General features: G+C 43.0%; 12 protein-coding genes, 1 tRNA gene and 2 pseudogenes. 7 read left to right on the top strand and 8 right to left on the bottom strand.

Annotated features, from left to right (window positions below):
* Positions 1 to 373: 373 nt before the first annotated feature.
* The 4 genes from WA1_RS22180 (at position 374) to WA1_RS22165 (ending at position 5,839) form a co-directional block, all read left to right on the top strand.
* The gene (locus WA1_RS22180; protein ID WP_017744495.1) at positions 374 to 835 is read left to right on the top strand and encodes a tRNA (cytidine(34)-2'-O)-methyltransferase; all 462 of its coding nucleotides are present in this window, start codon (positions 374 to 376) and stop codon (positions 833 to 835) included.
* 884 nt (positions 836 to 1,719) lie between these two features.
* Positions 1,720 to 4,239 (top strand): peptidoglycan DD-metalloendopeptidase family protein, encoded by a 2,520-nt coding sequence (locus tag WA1_RS22175; protein WP_017744496.1) that lies wholly within the window; start codon positions 1,720 to 1,722, stop codon positions 4,237 to 4,239.
* A gap of 205 nt (positions 4,240 to 4,444) precedes the next feature.
* Positions 4,445 to 4,518: transfer RNA gene (locus tag WA1_RS22170), tRNA-Met, on the top strand.
* A gap of 1,006 nt (positions 4,519 to 5,524) precedes the next feature.
* Positions 5,525 to 5,839 carry a hypothetical protein gene (locus WA1_RS22165; RefSeq protein ID WP_026134775.1) on the top strand — a complete coding sequence of 105 codons (315 nt, stop codon included), beginning with the start codon at positions 5,525 to 5,527 and terminating at the stop codon, positions 5,837 to 5,839.
* A gap of 100 nt (positions 5,840 to 5,939) precedes the next feature.
* Here WA1_RS22165 and WA1_RS22160 read toward each other — a convergent pair whose 3' ends face one another.
* Positions 5,940 to 8,006, bottom strand: a complete 2,067-nt coding sequence (locus WA1_RS22160; protein ID WP_017744498.1) for an amylo-alpha-1,6-glucosidase — start codon at positions 8,004 to 8,006, stop codon at positions 5,940 to 5,942.
* 184 nt (positions 8,007 to 8,190) lie between these two features.
* On the opposite strand from WA1_RS22160, the gene WA1_RS22155 reads away from it, so the two are divergent.
* Both WA1_RS22155 and WA1_RS22150 read left to right on the top strand, forming a co-directional pair.
* Positions 8,191 to 8,802: a peroxiredoxin gene (locus WA1_RS22155; RefSeq protein ID WP_017744499.1), complete on the top strand. Its 612-nt coding sequence runs from the start codon at positions 8,191 to 8,193 to the stop codon at positions 8,800 to 8,802.
* A 217-nt stretch (positions 8,803 to 9,019) separates the two neighbouring features.
* Positions 9,020 to 9,556: a peroxiredoxin family protein gene (locus tag WA1_RS22150; RefSeq protein ID WP_017744500.1), complete on the top strand. Its 537-nt coding sequence runs from the start codon at positions 9,020 to 9,022 to the stop codon at positions 9,554 to 9,556.
* Positions 9,557 to 9,917: 361 nt separating this feature from the next.
* Here the strand turns inward: WA1_RS22150 and WA1_RS22145 are convergent, their stop codons facing one another.
* The 7 genes and pseudogenes from WA1_RS22145 to WA1_RS22115 all read right to left on the bottom strand — a co-directional run.
* Positions 9,918 to 10,883 carry a putative 2-dehydropantoate 2-reductase gene (locus tag WA1_RS22145; protein WP_017744502.1) on the bottom strand — a complete coding sequence of 322 codons (966 nt, stop codon included), beginning with the start codon at positions 10,881 to 10,883 and terminating at the stop codon, positions 9,918 to 9,920.
* Positions 10,884 to 11,032: 149 nt separating this feature from the next.
* Positions 11,033 to 12,034, bottom strand: coding sequence for a DnaJ C-terminal domain-containing protein (locus tag WA1_RS22140; protein WP_017744503.1), 1,002 nt, complete (start codon positions 12,032 to 12,034; stop codon positions 11,033 to 11,035).
* A gap of 146 nt (positions 12,035 to 12,180) precedes the next feature.
* Positions 12,181 to 12,694: pseudogene (locus WA1_RS22135) on the bottom strand (AAA family ATPase).
* 69 nt (positions 12,695 to 12,763) lie between these two features.
* Positions 12,764 to 14,053 carry a glucose-1-phosphate adenylyltransferase gene (locus WA1_RS22130; RefSeq protein WP_017744505.1) on the bottom strand — a complete coding sequence of 430 codons (1,290 nt, stop codon included), beginning with the start codon at positions 14,051 to 14,053 and terminating at the stop codon, positions 12,764 to 12,766.
* Between the two features lie 153 nt (positions 14,054 to 14,206).
* Positions 14,207 to 14,509, bottom strand: a complete 303-nt coding sequence (locus WA1_RS22125) for a hypothetical protein (RefSeq protein WP_017744506.1) — start codon at positions 14,507 to 14,509, stop codon at positions 14,207 to 14,209.
* 88 nt (positions 14,510 to 14,597) lie between these two features.
* A complete protein-coding gene (locus WA1_RS22120) occupies positions 14,598 to 16,334 on the bottom strand; it encodes a S8 family peptidase (protein WP_017744507.1) in 1,737 nt (578 codons plus the stop codon).
* A 347-nt stretch (positions 16,335 to 16,681) separates the two neighbouring features.
* A pseudogene (locus WA1_RS22115) lies at positions 16,682 to 16,834 on the bottom strand (IS200/IS605 family transposase); the annotation flags it as partial.
* A 144-nt stretch (positions 16,835 to 16,978) separates the two neighbouring features.
* On the opposite strand from WA1_RS22115, the gene WA1_RS22110 reads away from it, so the two are divergent.
* Positions 16,979 to 18,367, top strand: a complete 1,389-nt coding sequence (locus tag WA1_RS22110; protein ID WP_017744509.1) for an RNA-guided endonuclease InsQ/TnpB family protein — start codon at positions 16,979 to 16,981, stop codon at positions 18,365 to 18,367.
* Positions 18,368 to 18,403 lie beyond the last annotated feature (36 nt).

Below are 18,403 nucleotides of genomic sequence, written 5' to 3'. Positions count from 1 at the left end.
GGAGTAGGGAGTAGGGAGTAGGGAGTAGGGGACTAGGAACAATAACTTAATCCCCAATCCTCAATCCTCAATCCAAAATCCAAAATCCAAAATCCAAAATCCAAAATCCCCATAAAACAGATTTTCTTCTAGCAGCCCGGTTTTTAGATAAATTTTTTGTATATTGAATTTAGCTATACATTTTGTAAAAAATCGTCATATGTATCTGTAGAACTATAAAAAACTGTTCTTAAAAGATTCTGTAGCAATTTTAAATTTCTAATCACAAGTGTTAAAAAAGATTTATAAAAAAAAACTATAGATAACTTCTATCTGTAGATAGATTTGGAAAATTTGATACATTGTTTGTTCTAATATATCTCTTTCTCCGCAAATGCCCCAGGTTGTTTTAGTTAACCCACTGATCCCTCCCAACACGGGGAATATTGCTCGTACTTGTGCGGCTACAGGTACTGAATTGCATTTGGTAGGACCGCTGGGGTTTGAAATCAGCGATCGCTACCTGAAAAGAGCTGGATTGGACTACTGGCCTTTTGTCAAACTCCACTATCATGAATCTCTGGAAGCTTTTAAAGCAGTGCATCAGTTGCGAGGTGGAAGATGGCTGGGCTTTAGCGTTGGTGGGCGTTGTAATTACGCTAGCTTTCAATTTCAACCTGATGACTGGTTGCTATTTGGCAGTGAAACGACTGGGCTAGCACCTGAAGTTAAATCGGCTTGTGATACCACTCTCTACATTCCCATGAACGAACCGAATGTCCGTAGCTTAAATCTTTCGGTGAGTGTAGCCGTAGGTTTATTTGAAGCCCGCCGTCAGCTTGGTTACTTGCAATAGAGAGCGATAATAAGGCAGAAGGCGCAAAAGCTTGTATTCTAAGCTTTTAAATGATTTTTAATGGTTAGTTTATCTACACCATGCTGTACTAAAAAACGGGTATTGGAATTCCTAAGTAAAGTTGCGGACTTCAAGTTAATCAATATTCTCTGTAGAGAAAATTACGTAAAAAGATTTTGCAGTTACTTATGCGGTAAGAATGATGTAAATTATACTAAAATTTATCATAGTTCTCAAAAATTAGGGGCAAATACTTAAGAGAAGAGATAGAGATATATAAGAAATTTGTATATATCTAGAGGTGAAGAGCTAAAGAAAAACGATAGATTTTTGTGAATTTGGGTTGCCCTGCAACAGGGGAACAAAAATCTGGAAAGCCAGTCAAAGTAAGCATTTAAGTTATGTATCGATGAGTGTAATTTGATTCCCCAGAAAAATAGCCTGCGAGTTAATACGGTTGTTTTTTGGGGAATAATCAACGTAAAGTCGCGTGTGAGGTAGACGGATTGGAAGGAAAAACTTTGAAGATATCTACAGCAGGGTGAGTTTTATGTGATGAAGTTGCAGCATCTAGTGGCAAGAGGTTACAACGGCTACAGAAACAGCCCAACTAACTCAAACAAAAAAGCTAAAAACAACTGTAAAGAGAAAAACTTATATGGTGTGTGTTTTAAGGTGTGAGGCATGAGACAGACAAGTAAACTCTTAAATTTAAATTTTTGATATATAGTGTGAACTTGTCTAAATCAGAGAAGCAAGGTAATCTTGCGTAAGTATCTCTGAAGTATGTGATCTCGATCTAGTTTTCTGGTGATCTAAATCATTGACTAGTATCCAACTGGAAAAAAGATCAGTTAAGCGCTAGTGATCGTAGGAGGTCGTCTTTGAAACGAGCATTGAAGAAGAAAGAAAAGGCTGAGTTGGAAAATAACCAAAGCGATGATGTTCCGGTGGAACAGGTAAACGCAATTCATCCACGCTTAAACAACCACCGGGTGCCGACAAAAGCTGCAATGATTGGTTTGGCAATCTCCATGGGAGCAACCAGCCTTTTGGTAACTCGACAGAGCGATCGAGCTATCGCAGCAGAGCCAGTAGGCAATCAGAACACAGCCTCAACAATTCCAGCGGCTTCTGACACCAAGGTGAAATTGGCTCCCACAACTCAGCCGCAGGTGCAAGCCGTATCATCGGTGAGTCTGCCAGAAAGCCCTGCTGTGGTTGAACCTACAGCAATTTCCCAAGTCGCTGAGCTAAGAGCTAAGTGGCAAGGTTCGTCAAAGGTCACGCCCTTACAGCCAGTGTCTTTGCCAGTGGTAGTTTCCAACTCATCTCAAGCGGTAGAGGATCGGAGCGTTTCTTTGGAAACAACCACCGTTCAACAACAAACCATCAAGCAGGAAGAGACCGTACAAACGCTCTCTAATGCTTCAGGTTTTGTTGGAACTCAAGCTATGTCAGCACCTGCTCAACAAGAAGCAGTGCAGACAGAAGATCCAGTAGAGCCAGAAGTCAATGCTCAACTGAAGGCGCAGCAAGAGTTCGCGCTGAACCAATTACAGCAAAAATCAGACCGTCTAAGAAAAAGTTTAAAGGAGTTGCGGTCAAATCAAGCTCAAGAAGCATTGCCAGTTATGCCCGCAGGGGTGCCACAGGTAACAGTGCTTGAGAAAAAGCCACAAATAGAATCGAGAAACACTGTAACAGAGCCATCAGAGACAGCAAGCAATGTAGAAAGAGAAAAACTCTTATCGAGGTTAAGGCAGAGGTTGGAAACAACTAAGGTACCAACACAAGTACCAACTGCCGCAGGTGTCAATCCATCAGTACAAGCATCTGCAACCTACGAAGTAAAACCTGGAGATACGCTAGCTGAGATTGCTGGCAATTACAACACTTCAGTTTCCGAACTCGTTAAGGTCAATAATCTCAACAATCCAAATCAACTCCGGATTAACCAAAAACTGACAGTTCCTGTCACAGAAAACCGCAGCACTTCGAGTTCAGTAGCGATCGCCCGTCCGCGATCTGCAAACGCGACTCCCCAAAGTCCTGTTGTCTTTGGCAATACTGCGAGTACTTCACAAGAGAGTGCTAGTAACTCAATTGCCAACAGCAGCAGTGTCACGACTCCGACACCAGCTGTTCCAAACAACTCCACTTGGAAAAACAGGCTTGCGGGAACAACTGCTGATAAATCGATTGAGAACAATGCCAGTGTTCCTGTAAACACACCGATTGTGGCTGATGATTCCGTTCGGAAAAATCAAGTTGCACAAGGTAACACCAACAGCTTGGTTCCTAACAATAGCAATGTCACCGTCCCAACAGCAGTCATTGCAGATAGTTCGATTAAGACAGAATCAACAACAGAGCGATCGGCAACTTCTGCTACAAACTCTGAAACAAACTCTTCGGCTGCTTCTTCTTTTGGTGTTGGTGGTGATAGCCCAGTACCAACAGTTTTTGCCGAAATGAGAGAAGCCCAAAAATCTCATTCCTCAGCCGCAAGAAAAGTCAAAGACTCTCAACGTCTTCGTAGTTTACAAGCAGAAATTAACAAACTGCGGGAAAAATACCGTGCTCAGCAATCTGGCAGTGTTGTCGTTCCAGCAGTCTCTGAAACAGATAGTACGCCAGTAACAGTGTCTCAATCCAATGAGAATGAGAGCGCGGTACAAATTCAGGTTCCCACGCCAAACAGTTCGTCGTTACAGTTTTCATCACCTAGAGTGAATGGTGCAATATCCATTCCAGTGCCAAAGCCAATGACTGGTAACGGGAACCGTCAACCCGTTAAACCCATAGTTGGCAATCGCAGACCCGCAAACGAACCTGTTAATCCAGAGTTACTGCGCGCCCCTCGGGTGGCAACTCCTTCAAGAGGGATGAATGCTTCCGAAGTGTTGGGAACCATGCAGGGAACAACCGTTACTCCACAGTTACCACCTTTGGCAGCAGTAGATAGATATCTACCCAGACCGATTGATGAAACTCTAGCCCCTCCATCGACTTCCACCACTGGTTATATGTGGCCAGCCAAGGGTGTCCTTACTTCTGGTTACGGTCCTCGCTGGGGAAGAATGCACCGGGGGATTGACATCGCTAACGCAACTGGTACGCCAATTCATGCCGTCGCTGAAGGTGTTGTTGAAAGGGCTGGTTGGAATAACGGTGGTTACGGCTACTTAGTAGATATTCGCCATTCTGATGGCACCTTGACTCGCTACGGTCACAACAGCCGTATTATGGTGCAACCAGGTCAACCCATCCAACAGGGACAACAAATTTCTGCAATGGGCAGCACCGGTTTTAGCACAGGTCCCCACCTACACTTTGAAGTTCACCCGTCGGGTAAGGGAGCAGTGAATCCCATTGCCTTCCTTCCCAAAGAACGCCTGTAATAAGGGGCGGGTTGTAACTAGATGAAAACTTTGCTAACAGAGGGAGTTAGTCTCCCTCTATTAAACTTTTTTGCTAATGGTTCATTGCTAATAGCTAATTGTTTCTTACCATTAGCTATTAGCCATTGGCTCAAAAATTAATTGCCTGCGTGAGTAGTCAAGAAAAAATCTGTATGTTATATTGAGAAAGCGTAAGGAACGTTAAGGCTCAGTAGCTCAGTTGGTTAGAGCACGGGACTCATAAGCCTGGGGTCGTTGGTTCAACTCCGACCTGAGCCATTTAGGGACTTCCAAATAAAAAATATCCAACTTTCTCTTGTGGTGTGGGCGTCCCGCCCGCCACTTATAGAGCAATACAGTTCAGTTAAGCAGTTATTTAAAAACCCGGTATCTCCAAGATACCGGGTTTGGTGCTCCCCTCGCGACTCTTAACTGAACCGTATTGACTTATAGAGGACGGGCGAGGACGCCCGTACCACAAGATTGGATAATTTATTTCTTGGAAATCCCTTAAGAAATATGAATGATGAAACGGGAAATTGTTAAAGTGATGTAGTAAGAGATAAACAGGCTACTGTGAGATACGAAATTATTTTCTGATTTGTACGCCTCTAACGCTCAAAACAATGCTACAACATAAGACTTTCGTATCTGGTTAGGCTTTTAGCAGAAAACAAATTTTGACGCCAGTTGTATAAATTGGCGTTTTTAATGTAAATAAGTTGACTAAGACAAGAGGTGCAAATACTGGGGATCGCATCAGAATAGTTGACCAGGTTGCTCTTGCCAGCTAAAACCATTCATTTTGGGAGAGAGGCTCAATTCAAGAAAGAGACGCGGGGACACGGGGATATCTCAGATGGGGATTGAACCTCAACCTAGTTGACAACTTATAGAAATTGGGGTTTTAGACCCAAGGGGCTGCCGCCCCGCGTCTCTTCGATCATGAAATATTAGGCAACGACTGTAGCTCAATGACCTGTAACCGGGTGCGATCGCCAAGCGCACCTAAGATATGGTATTGCCCTAACAAAGACCCTAAGCGAGAAATTTTCTCACTTGGCTGATGGGTGGTGAGAACTTTCTCATTAATTGTTCATCTTCTTTTCATGTATATATTGAATACTTGAAGAGAGAAAGCTTTTCTACTCCTAAATACTTTTGGGTGCTTTACCCCCTTTTTCGGCTATACAGTTCGGTAAAAAACTAAGTCAAACAGTATTCAGTTTATTCTGGGTACTGTTAATCATTCCAAGACTTTAACCACTAACTGTTTGTCAAGTGTATGTATCCATCTTCTCATATTTATTTAAAACGATACTTCTCAGAAGCCGAATTGAATTTCATGATTGCGGCACTAAGAGGTAAACCGTGTGAAGTGCTTGCCTTCACTGCTAAGATAATTAAAGCGATAAACTCTATTAATTATAATGAAATCGGCATAGGCACTGACTTTGACCCAATTACAATCATATTAAAGCTTACAGCGATGCCACATGATGTAATCGCTGACTTACACACTCGACTTAAACGCTTTAGCGAATTTCCAGATGCTAATTACCGAATAACTAAGCGCTTGCAAGAAGTGGGATTGATGTAAGTATCGACTAAAATGAAATGCTCAGTTTCAACATAATAGTATTGAGGAACTCAGGGCAAAGTACGTGGATTAGATAAGTATTTAGGTTGTTGTAGGTAGTTTACAACTTAATATGTCGAACGACCTCAGCAACAGACCAAGCTTGCGCGATCGCACCCTTGGGTTTATGTGGTTCATCACCATCAAAAATTTCAGAGATGGAGCCGATGCAGCCTTCATGCAGAAAGTGATTAATCAAAGGTTGCCAATCAAAGGGTAATGGCTCTTGAGGATAAAAACGTTCCCAAGCACGAATAAAAGGACCGATGAGCCAACTCCAAACAGTACCTTGGTGGTATGCGCGATCTCGCTGTTGGGGATTACCCGTGTATTGACCTACATACTCAGAGTCAGTAGGAGCAAGAGTACGCAATCCATAGGGAGTGAGCAGGTGAGAACGAGCTACGTCAAGTATTTGGCGTCCCTGTTCTTGAGAAAATGCACAATGGGAAAGAGAAAGCGCTATAACTGAGTTTGGGCGAATTTGACAATTGCGGCGATCGTCAGGCTCAATAGTGTCATACAAGTAACCCAATCGGGAATTCCAATATTTTTGTAGCGAAGCTTTTACCTGTTGTGCCTGTTGCCCATAACGTAATGCTTGTTTTGCAAAACGCGCTGAATCTTCAGGTGTGCCATGCTCGCTCAAGATTTCTGCCCATCGACTTGCCCAGCATAACGCTGAGTACCACAAGGCATTAATTTCAACGGGCTTACCACGGCGAGGAGTGACCGGTTCTCCTGCAACCACTGCGTCCATCCAAGTCAAAGCTACACTGCGTGCGTACCACCCAACTAGCCAATCCATAGAATCCACTTGTATGTTGTAGCGAGTTCCTCCAATAAAAGCTTTGTATATCTGTTGTACTACAGGATATTGCTCTGTCAAAAATTGCCAGTCTTGAGTCGCTTCTAAATAAAGCCCCAAAGTTTCAATCCACCATAGCGCTGCATCAAGACTGTTATAAAATGGCTCCCCACCGATATCGGGAAAAGCATTGGGAATCAAACCAGCGTGACAGTAACGCCCAAAGGTTTGCAAAAGTCCCTTTGCCAAATCATATCGTTGTGGAACAAGTGCCAAACCGGGTAAAGCAATTAAGGTATCGCGTCCCCAGTCATTGAACCAGTGATATCCAGCAATGACAGTAGGTCCATCAATTGACGCACGATAAACGATAAATCGATCGGCGGCTTGTAGGAGTTGCTGCTGTATTTGGGCTTGGGGTATAGGGTATGGGGCATTAGTTGTTTTCTTGTCCATTGCCCTATGAAAAATTTGAGACAGTCGCTCTTGTTCTGCTTCTACAGCTTCTACAAAAGTATCTGAGGTGAGAGTGCCGTGCAATTCGTTGGGAAAACCCACTCGTGCTTCTAGTGTGACGGCATCACCCGGATTGAGACGTACAGTTAAATAACCTGGGCTGAAGAGATCTTCTCGATCGCCCAATCCTCGCAGTGTCTCCTCAGGTAAACCGTAATTCCAGTACCAAACTGCATCAGCTTGATACTCTCCCCGTGTCCACCGCAATTGCCAAGGTGTGCCAAAGCTTCTAGAAATAATAGCTTGCAAGCAAACTTGTTGTTGCCCTAACATTTGAGAAAACTGTAATTCTGGAATGGCTTTTTGTTGGTGGTGAAAATCGCGATCGCTCACAAGCAATCGCAGCCTCAAGGTAGCAGCATCTGTCCCCTCATAACGGTACTGAATCAAAATCCGATGACTGAGAAGAGATGGAGAATGAGAATTTTCTTCCCCACTCCCTACTCCCCACTCCTTACTCCCTACAAACCCACAAGGCATGACCAAAAGCCTCGTTATTTGCCAGTGGTCTTCTCCCCAAATCCATTTTGGCACTGGGTTAATCTCAAAGCGGCGCAGGAGTTGGTAACCTTTTGGCTCAATTTGACCGCTACCCCAAAAATTTGTCCCTAGTGCCATAATTCGATTTGGAAGTTCGAGGCTGGCTTCTAGATGCGATAGTAGCAGGGTACGCCTTGAGGGAGGACTGGTGGCGGCAAACAGCCAGCCATGATAAGTCCGAGTGCGGATATCCGACACTGTACCACTGGCAAAACTTCCTAAGCCATTTGTCAATAACCATTCTCTTGTATCTAAATCAACCATTTGCTACTCAAAATCGTTATGACTATGATATAGTCGTAACAGATTGCAATTAAACTGTTAAAGACTTTCAACAAAGTCACAAGACATAAAGGATAAAGGATTAAGGGTAAAGTTAACACTTCATCCTTCATACTTCAAACTTTATCCTTCACTAGACGGATGTAATTTTAAGGAGATATTTGTAATGCCTCTTAGTTATCCATCAGAAGGATGCCTCCGTGTAGGTCAACAAGCTCCCGACTTCACAGCAACTGCTGTGGCAGATCAGGAATTCAAGACAATCAAACTTTCCGACTATCGGGGTAAGTACGTGGTACTGTTTTTCTACCCCCTAGACTTTACCTTTGTTTGTCCCACAGAAATCACAGCTTTTAGCGATCGCCACGAAGAATTCAAGAAAATTAACACTGAAATCCTTGGTGTTTCCGTTGACAGCGAGTTTTCTCACCTCGCATGGATTCAAACCGATCGCAAGTCTGGTGGAGTTGGAGACTTAAACTACCCCTTAGTTTCTGACATCAAGAAAGAGATTAGCGCAGCTTACAACGTTCTCGATCCAGCAGCCGGCGTTGCTTTACGCGGTTTGTTCCTCATCGACAAAGATGGTGTTATCCAGCACGCAACCATCAACAACCTAGCTTTTGGTCGTAACGTTGATGAAACTTTACGGACACTGCAAGCTATTCAATACGTTCAATCTCATCCCGATGAAGTTTGCCCTGCAGGTTGGCAACCAGGTGACAAGACAATGGTTCCCGACCCCGTGAAGTCCAAAGTCTACTTCTCTGCTGTGTAAAACCTAAGGGATCTCCAACAGATAACTTCTTTATTGAGTGGGATGGGCTTCTAGCCCGTCCTAGGTTAAAAAGTGCATAGTAGGGCGGGCGAGGACGCCCACTCCACAAACATTAGGTTGATTGAGGCTGTAGAAGTTATAGAAATATTAACTTACAAATATATTTTCTAAGTAAACCGATTTAGAATCATATTGATAATCATTAAGGATAAAGTTTATGATAAATTCAATGAATCTAAACGGATTATTGAACGAGCGCTTTTTTCGTAACTTTCTACCAATACCTGCAACAAATACTTTAGTGGTAGGGCAATTTGTACCAGATTTTCAACTCCCAGATATCAATAACGGGACTACTGTAAAAATATCAAGCTACAGAGGAAAGCAACCAATAATACTTGCTTTTACTCGGATTTTTACAGAAAAACATTATTGTCCCTTTTGCTTTCCCCACATCAAAGCCTTAAATGAGAACTATGAAGAATTCCAAAATCGAGGTATAGAACTTTTGCTGATTACCAGTACAAATCAACGGGAAAGTAAGATAGTAGTCAAAGATTTAGGTTTAAAAATGCCATTGCTGAGCGATCCCAGTTGCCGTGTATTTCAAACATATGAAGTTGGGCAAGCTTTAGGAGCACCGTTACCAGCACAATTTGTGTTAGACAAAGAAGGCAAACTCTGCTACAAACATCTATTTTCATTCCTTGACCATAATGCTAGCGTGGAGCAGTTGCTGAATTTCTATATTTAGAGGTATTGACAAAGTTTACTTATTTTTAACTCCATACGGTTCAGTTAAGGGTCGCGAGGGGAGCACCAAACCCGGTATCTTGGAGATACCGGGTTTCTAAATAACTGCATAACTGAACTGTATTAGTTTTTAACTTGTCACCAATGAGCAGCACCGCTTCTAGCTCCATTCTTTGGTAATCGCAATTGCTGAATGCTGGCGTTCTGCATAATTTGGCAAGCTTTCATTGATAAATATTTAAAGTCCTACACTAGACGATACTAAAAACTGCCTGTGGATGTGAAAGCATTTGCAGGTTTTCTTTCATCTAAGCGCAAGCGTGTCTCTACATACGTCTTTTTTTGAATGGCAACAACCACAACTAAAGTTTTTCTGCATTTTCCCGATCTCCGACTCTTCTCATCTCATCCAAAAACTTTAGCTGCTGGTATATACAGCTAATCTGCGGTAAATCCACACCCCTAGAATGCGCTTTCCGTAATGGGTTCCCAAAAATTGCTTCGACTTCCATCGGCCGCCTTTCGTCGTAGTCAATTTTCATGCTGGTACGATAAGGCTTCATCTTTACGGTGTAATCCAGCATTGTTTGAATGAAGCGATCGCCAATGATGCGCCCACAACTTTTAGACCCAGCTGCAACTTCATACATCAACTGTTCAACTAATTGGCGGGTGTGGACATAGGACATTAATTCATCTGTTCTAGCGTTGAGAATTACAGACAGTCCATTATAGGGAATATTCCACACCAATTTTTTCCATCGACCTAGTAATAAGTCTTCAGTTAATTCTATTGATATCCCAGCACTCTTCAAGTCATCGGCAATTTGCCGCATCTTCTGTGTAATCCCAGTAGGATCGTAGCCATTCGCATATCCCCCTAGTGTAATTTGTCCATAGTCGAGGTGGCGGATATGTCCTGCTCCAACCTTATTGGAACAGAGAAAACACAACCCACCAATAATGCGGACATTGCCAACTATTTTGGCAACTTCTTCTTCCACCCCCAGTCCATTTTGCAATACCAACACTACCCCATCATCTTTGACGAGTGGCAGTAACATCTGCGGCAATAAATGGTTTTGTGTCGTCTTTAATGCGATCGCCACCACATCGCATTGTGGCATTTTTTCTACATCATTGTAGGCGTTGACTTGTCTAAGGGTGAAATCACCATCTTTTGACTCAATAACCAAACCAGATTTACTGACATATTCATAATCACTCTTCAGCAAAAAGTGGACATCTAAACCAGCTTTTTGCAGTTTGGCACCATAAAAGCCACCTAATGCACCAGTTCCTAAAATGGCGTAACTACGCTCGGACATTTTGTTAACCAAGAGATTTTTCTACGACGATCGTAAGGTGAATACATACAGTTAGTAGTTAGTAGTTAGTGCTTAGTAGAGAGCTACAGATAGAGCAGAATTACATCCGCGTCCATCTGCTACAGGGTGCGGTTAAAATCCACACTCTACTACAACCTAATATGCTGTAAATTAGCACGGGGATTGAAAGTACGCGCCGCACGGATTTTTTCATAATACTCCCGTTCTTGAGGAGTAATATCTTTAGGTGGTACGATCGCCACTTTAATAAACTGGTCGCCACGTCCACCTCTGGGTTGAGGCCATCCTTTACCACGCAAGCGCAGAGATTGACCAGATCGCACTCCCACAGGAATCTTAACAGTAACCATACCATCAGGTGTTGGTACTTCAACAGACGCGCCCAGAACAGCTTCATCAGGTGTAATAGGTATTTCACATACCAAATTATCACCTTCAAATTGAAACACAGAATGGGGTTGAAGCTCCACCTTAAGATATAAATCACCTCGTTGCTGTGTGAAGGGGTTAACTGGTCCTTTACCCCTCACACGCAAACGACTGCCAGTCTTTGCCCCTGCGGGTATGCGAACATCAATGACTTCACTGCCAAGGTTGATGTGTTTTTGCACGCCATGAAATGCTTCAGAGAAATTCAGGGTAATTGCCGCTTCGCTATCTTGGGTAGCACCAGCAGAACCAACATCTTGAGTTCCAAAGTCACTAAAACCACCAAAACCACTAGGTCCACTTGTCGATGTACGATAGCTGTAAGTTTGTCGCCCACCACGAGGACTTGCACTTCCGCCAAAGCGCCCTAACAATTCATTGATAAATTCATCAAAACTTCCATACTGGCTAAAATCAAAACCGCCCATGTCAACACCAGCACCACCAGACGGGAAGCCTTCAGATGCTTGTTTCCAATATTGACCAAATTGGTCATACTTTTTGCGTTTGTCTAAATCTGACAAAACTTCGTAAGCTTCGTTGATTTCCTTAAAGCGTGCCTCAGCCTGCTTGTTGCCGGGATTCACATCAGGATGGTATTTGCGAGCTAATTTACGAAAAGCTTGCTTAACTTCTTCTTGAGTGGCAGTTTTACTAACTCCCAATGTTGCGTAGTAGTCTTTGAAATCGGTTGAAGCCATTCACCAGCCTCCTGTAGAAATTCCCATTAAATTTTCTTATACATTTTTAGGCATTCAGAAACGCGATCGCGAAGTGGCGGCTTCCGCATCACTAATCTTAGACCTCTTATAGATTCTGATTTTAACTTAACAAAGATTAAAGAAAATCAAGTGCGGTTTTTGCTCTTAGAACCAGCGAAATTCCCGTACTCCAGAGATTCAAAGTGAAAATCTCAGTAAATAATTGAGTCCTTCTTCCAAACTTGGTGGTGCGTCGCGGAGTTGACGGTGCATGCGAAATATCACTTCTTCTGGAACTTGACGCTGACGTTTCTTGTTGCGTGCCAAACATAACCAAACCGGAGTATCTACCCAAATCCCAGTGATATGAGTAAACCCTATTTCACGGGCTGAAGTAATAACTTCTCTTCGCTGGCGTCGCTTAGCATTAGTAGCATCATAGATTGTTGTATTATCCGTTACTACTGTTTGCCGGAATTGCCGCAAAACCTCACGCCAGAGAACCAGCCACGGTCCTTGAACTGCTTCGCCACCAAATAATTGCCCCCGGATGGTATCGGTAGAAATGATTTGCATCTGGGGACAATCTACTAGCAAGTGCTTCGCTAAAGTTGATTTGCCACTACCAGGAAGACCTATAAGTAACAATAGTTTAGGCATAGAAATTTTAGATTTTGGATTTTGGATTTTAGATTCTAATCCAAAATCTAAAATCTAAAATCCAAAATTTTAAATCACTGTTCCATCAGGAATAACGGCATTCTTCAGCACTACAGTGATACCGCTACGAATGTAAAAGCCTTGACTTTCTTTCTCAGATTCTTGGACATTATCCTTGTTGACGATATGAACATCGCAACCAATCCGAGCATTTTTATCAATAATGGCACGACGAATTGTCGTATTAGGACCTATTCCCACAGGAACTGGAATTCGTTCGCAATCTGATTGGCGTTCGGCAAAAGGTTGATAAAAATCAGCTCCCATAATCAGGGTATCTTGAATCACACACCCAGCCTCAATACGCGAGCGCACACCCAAAACCGAGTGTTCAATTCGGCAACTCTTGAGAATACATCCCTCACCAATCATGGATTCTACCACTTGGCAGTCTAACATTTTAGTGGGTGGTAAGTAACGAGCACGAGTATAAATTGGCGCGTGTTCGTCGTAGAAACTAAAGGGTGGCATGGGTTGCTGAGTCAGGGCCAAATTGGCATGGTAGAATGCTTCAATAGTTCCAATATCTTCCCAGTAACCCTCAAATAAATAAGCTTGAATGTTATGGTCGATAGCTGCGGCTGGAATAATTTCTTTTCCAAAATCTGTCCTTTCTGAGGACTCTTTCAACAATTTAATCAAAGCATCTTTTTTAAAAACATAAATGCCCATTGAAGCAATATAGGGCTGTTCTTGAGCTTGTTCTGGAGTCAACCCCAGCACAGTTGTATCAACACGCATTTCAGCTTTGGCTTCGCCTTTGGGTTTTTCGCTAAAGTTGACGATCCTACCGGATTCATCAATTTTAACCAAACCAAAATCAGAAGCGCGACGGTCATCAATGGGTAGCACCGACAATGTAATATCAGCTCCCGTGTCTCTGTGACGCTGAACAAATTGACGGTAATCCATCCGATACAAGTGATCTCCAGAAAGGATGAGATAGTCTTCTACGTCCCATTCTTCCATCAACCACAGGTATTGCCGAACTGCATCAGCTGTACCTTGGAACCAGCTGAGGTTTTCGGGTGTTTGCTGTGCGGCTAGAACTTCCACAAAACCTTCATTAAAGCCAGCAAAGTTGTAAGTACGGGCAATATGACGGTTCAAAGAAGCTGAGTTGAATTGTGTCAGAACGTAAATTTTGAAGATCTCGGAGTTTATACAATTACTAACAGGGATATCGATGAGTCGATATTTCCCTGCAACAGGTACAGCTGGTTTTGCACGTAACTTAGTCAGAGGATAAAGGCGGGTACCTGCACCCCCCCCAAGAATGATAGCTAAAACACTTTTCACGCTAATTTCTCCCGACGACTGCCTTCAACTCACATCTTCAGTTTAGGACTGTCTGTAGCAGCTGATAAGGGGGTGAAGGTAGATTGTTGTATTGCTTCTGACAGAATTATGAACTATTTCTTTTGTTAGAGGTTAAAAACCAGGGACTGGCGGCTAGGCTAATCTAATACCACCTGGAGTTTTTTGATTCAACAAATTCAGGTTCTGGGACAGCTTTATGTACTGTACCCAAGGCTGTTCCGACAACTGGGAAATAGCATTTGGGGATAAGTTGGCTGTAAATACATCTTTTCCTGAAGCCGCATCGGGTACGCCCAAGTTTTTTAACATATCAGATGCATCAGCAGCGTCTGCGGCTGCATTTGTGTGAATGAAGACGTTCAGACTTTGCTTTTGTGGGTCTTCAACTTCGTTAAGCCTCATTGTCAGGGCGGTATCTAACTTTTGATAATCCATAACGACCTCACCCTTAAACTAAAAACTTTGCTGATTCCAAGCTATCAGACTTTGATGGTAGTTGTTTCTACCATTCGCCGTACAAAAATTAAAGATTTTCTACGTTAATCAATCCAAAGCCCCATTTGTTATCAAAGGTTCCAGCAGGTTTCCCTGGAATTGAGCTATTTTTTCGCAATATATCTTTAATGGCAGTTGGGTCTAGGTGAGGGTCACGTTGTAAAAGCAGTGCCACAATACCAGTGACAAAGGGCGCTGCCATACTTGTACCCATCATTGCTACAAACTTGGTGTTAATTATGCTAGTGCGATCGCAGTTAGCACTGGAAGAAAGGGCAGAAACAATCATTGCTCCGGGTGCAGCAATATCAGGTTTTTGGGCATCATTCCGCAGTGGTCCTTCACTGCTAAAATCAGAAATATCATTTAAATAAAAGCCCATTTCTTGTAATTGGTTATCAATATCAATATAATTGGCTTTGGTTGTATAGGAAGCTATTGTAATTGCACTACTAGCGCAACCAGGAGAACCAATTTTTACAGAATCTGCAACACTGCTGCCCGTAAACAACACCGAACCATCCAAAGTCCAAACGTCTACCCGCACATCTTTGGCTGAAGTGTTATGCAATCGTAACTGCCAATTACCTCCCGGTACGGGCTGACTAAAATTGCCTTTGCCGGAACCCCGAATTTGTACGACTATATTGTAGTCACCGTTAAATGGATCTGGTCCCGGTGTCGCTATTTGTACCCGTGCATCTTTAAGAGTGTGTTCTTGGGTGTAATTGCCTTCAGTAATAATGGATTGGAAAGGAGTCACAAAACCATTGGGGCTACGCACGGAAACCTCTAATTGACCCGCGCTGGAGTACCAACCAGTTAATAGTGCTATGTTTGTCTGATTGAATGGAACGTTAAAGCGCATGGTGTGCTTTTTACCTGCAGGTACGATCGCTTGACCGTGAATGTTGTCGTTCCCTTCATTGCCTGCTGCACAACAAACAATTCGCCCAGGACCGCTTTCAGTATCAATAATTTTTGATAATGAATCAGTGCCATCATGAGCATCATAATGCCCACCCAGGCTTAAATTAATAACTGCCGGACGCCCCATTTCCTGGGCGACTCGGAAAATGTATCGAATCCCATCAGCAATGTGACCTTCATCTAAATCGCTTCTCACAATCACTAATTCAGCCTGTGGCGCTATCCCTCCATAGGTAACATCATTACCGGCGGCGATACCAGCAACGTGAGTTCCATGACCGTTGGTATCTTGAGAAACGGTTAGCAGCGAACCAGTTAACTCCGCCCCATATTTACCTTCAGCAACTCCAGGTCCAGACAATACCTGGTCCCAAATCCGTAAAATACGCCCTTCAAAAGCAGGGTGTTTTGGATCGATCCCAGTGTCTATCACACCAATAATAACTCCCTTACCAGTGAGATTGCTGTTTTTCTTAATAAACTCTGGCACTCGTACAGCGTTCTTGGCAATATCCATCCGCAGTTTAAGTTTGCGTGAGGGCTTAATGCGTTGGATGGCAGGCTCTTCAGATAGCGCATCTAAACTATCTATAGGTAAAAAAGCGGTGCGAACACTTCCTCTATTTTGGTTGACTTCAATGCCGTATTCTGATAGAGAGCTTAAATCTGCTTGTTCGTCACAGTAAAGAAAAACCACGCTGCGGGTTGGCTTGAGGGTGTTTCTGGGGGGAACGATGCTCAGCGTTCGTATCTGTGGAGTTAAAGCTTCTTGTCCTTCCCGTTGATAATCTTCAAATGCTATCAGCAGTCCTGGAGATAGTTTTTCGTGCCTCATTTTACCTCAACTAAATAGGGAGTGGGGAGTAGGGAGTTGTAGAGACTAGCCATGCTTAGTCTGTACGGGAGTAGGGGTAAGAAATTTTCATGCCCTCGTCCTGGTGTACGCAGTTTATTATGCCAACTTCAATATTAATAAACTACCCTGCCGCATGGGAAATTTCGTGAAATTTGTTAAATCAATCTAATTTTTTGGCGTTTCTCTGGGTTGAACTTGGTAAAAGGTAGTACTTGATGTCATTTTAACGAGAGATTTACTATCAAAGTAGCGCGGGAGCGTGAGAACCCCTACGCTTTAGCGAGGGGATGAAACGCGACTCGACGGGTTTTAACCCGGTGTATCTCTTATTTTCCTTTTTGGTTTTCAATATACTTTTTAACTACCTCAGTACCTACCTTCCCGGTTGATGCTACAAAGTAGGTCGGAGTCCACAAAGCAGGTAGTTTTTTCAAGTCTGGAAATTCTTTTCTCAGGTGATGTGATGCCCTACCTTTCAGCTCGGAGCGCAATCTGTGATGGAGCTTCATCTATGCTGTAGTTGAGATTGTAAGCCTTGGAAGGATTCCCTTTTTCTACGTGTAAGACCCTCATGACGTAGTATGTAGTAACTAATATAATAAACAACAGGAGGTAATGACAAGTTGTATAGAACAATTCCAGTCAAAGCAAGATTTACAGACATTGAACAGGCATTTTGGATTGATCAATGCGAACACGCCAACAGTTTGATTAATTGTGCAATTTATCACACAAAGCAAGCTCATTACGTAAGACTGGAAGAGTCTGGCAGCGCTTTTACAACCTACTGGCGTGGTGATGAATTGCGCCATGGTTGGAAGACGTACAAATGTTTTACGACTTATCCAGAACTTGACAAAGTTCTTAAGGATAATCCGCATTACAAGGCTCTTGCTGCACAAGCATCTCAGCAAACGCTGAAATCTGTGGGTGAGTCCATTGCTTCTTACAATGGACTGGTCAATGCATATTACAAAGGAGAGGTTGACAAACCTTCTTTACCCAAATATCGAAAGAAAGGGGGATTGGCGGCAGTCACATTCCCACGTCAAGCACTCAATTATAGAGATGGTAATTTTTACCCATCAATCAGCAAAGAAACCAAGCCACAGATGTTAACTGAAATCAAATTACATCTACCTGATTTTATTGATTTGGATTGGGTAAAAGAAGTGACAATTCGCCCATATTACGGGGAATTGTGGATTGATTGGGTTATTGATGATGGAAAAGAACCAATTGAACTTAATCCAAATCTTGATTACACACAAGCTTGGTCGTTTGACCACGGTGGAACTAATTGGTTAACAGGTGTTTCGACATTGGGTAGAAGTCTAATTATTGATGGTCGCAAGCTGAAATCAATGAATCAAGGTTATTGTCGCCTAGTCGCCAAATACAAGCAGGGTAAGTCTGATTTTTATTGGGACTCCAATCTTGACAGAGTGCAGCGCAAACGTAATAACCAGATGCGAGATGCCATCAATAAAGCAGCAAGATTCATTGTTAATCGCTGTCAACTCGATCGTGTTGGCAACCTTGTTATTGGTTGGAATGAAGGACAGAAAAATGGTTCCGACATGGGAAAACGTGGGAACCAAAATTTTGTGGTAATTCCAACTGGTAGACTTATTGAACGTCTTAAACAACTTTGTCCAGAATACGGGATTGTTTTGACTGTTACGGAAGAGGCGTACACTTCCCGCGCATCGTTTTTGGATGGCGATTTATTACCGAAATTTGGTGAAAAACCCGAAGGATATAAAACGTCTGGAACTCGTATTACACGAGGAACTTACAAAACCAAAAACGGAGTACTTGTCAACGCGGATTGCAATGGAGCCGCTAATATCCTCGCAAAAGTAGCCAGACAGCTAGGCGTAAGTCTAGTCAAGCTGGGTAGTGCAGTTTTGACACTGCCGCATCGGTATGACTTATTCCGCGATCTAAAGAAAACATTTCGCACAACGGGGCTTTGTGTGTCTTTAGACCACGGAGCAACATCCATGTAGAATCCCCCGTGTTTCACCGGGGGAGATGTCAAACTC

Source organism: Scytonema hofmannii PCC 7110 (genome assembly GCF_000346485.2).
Taxonomy (GTDB): Bacteria; Cyanobacteriota; Cyanobacteriia; order Cyanobacteriales; family Nostocaceae; genus Scytonema; species Scytonema hofmannii.
The sequence above is the reverse complement of the archived record's forward strand: the minus strand, read 5'-3'. Positions and strand labels throughout refer to the sequence as shown.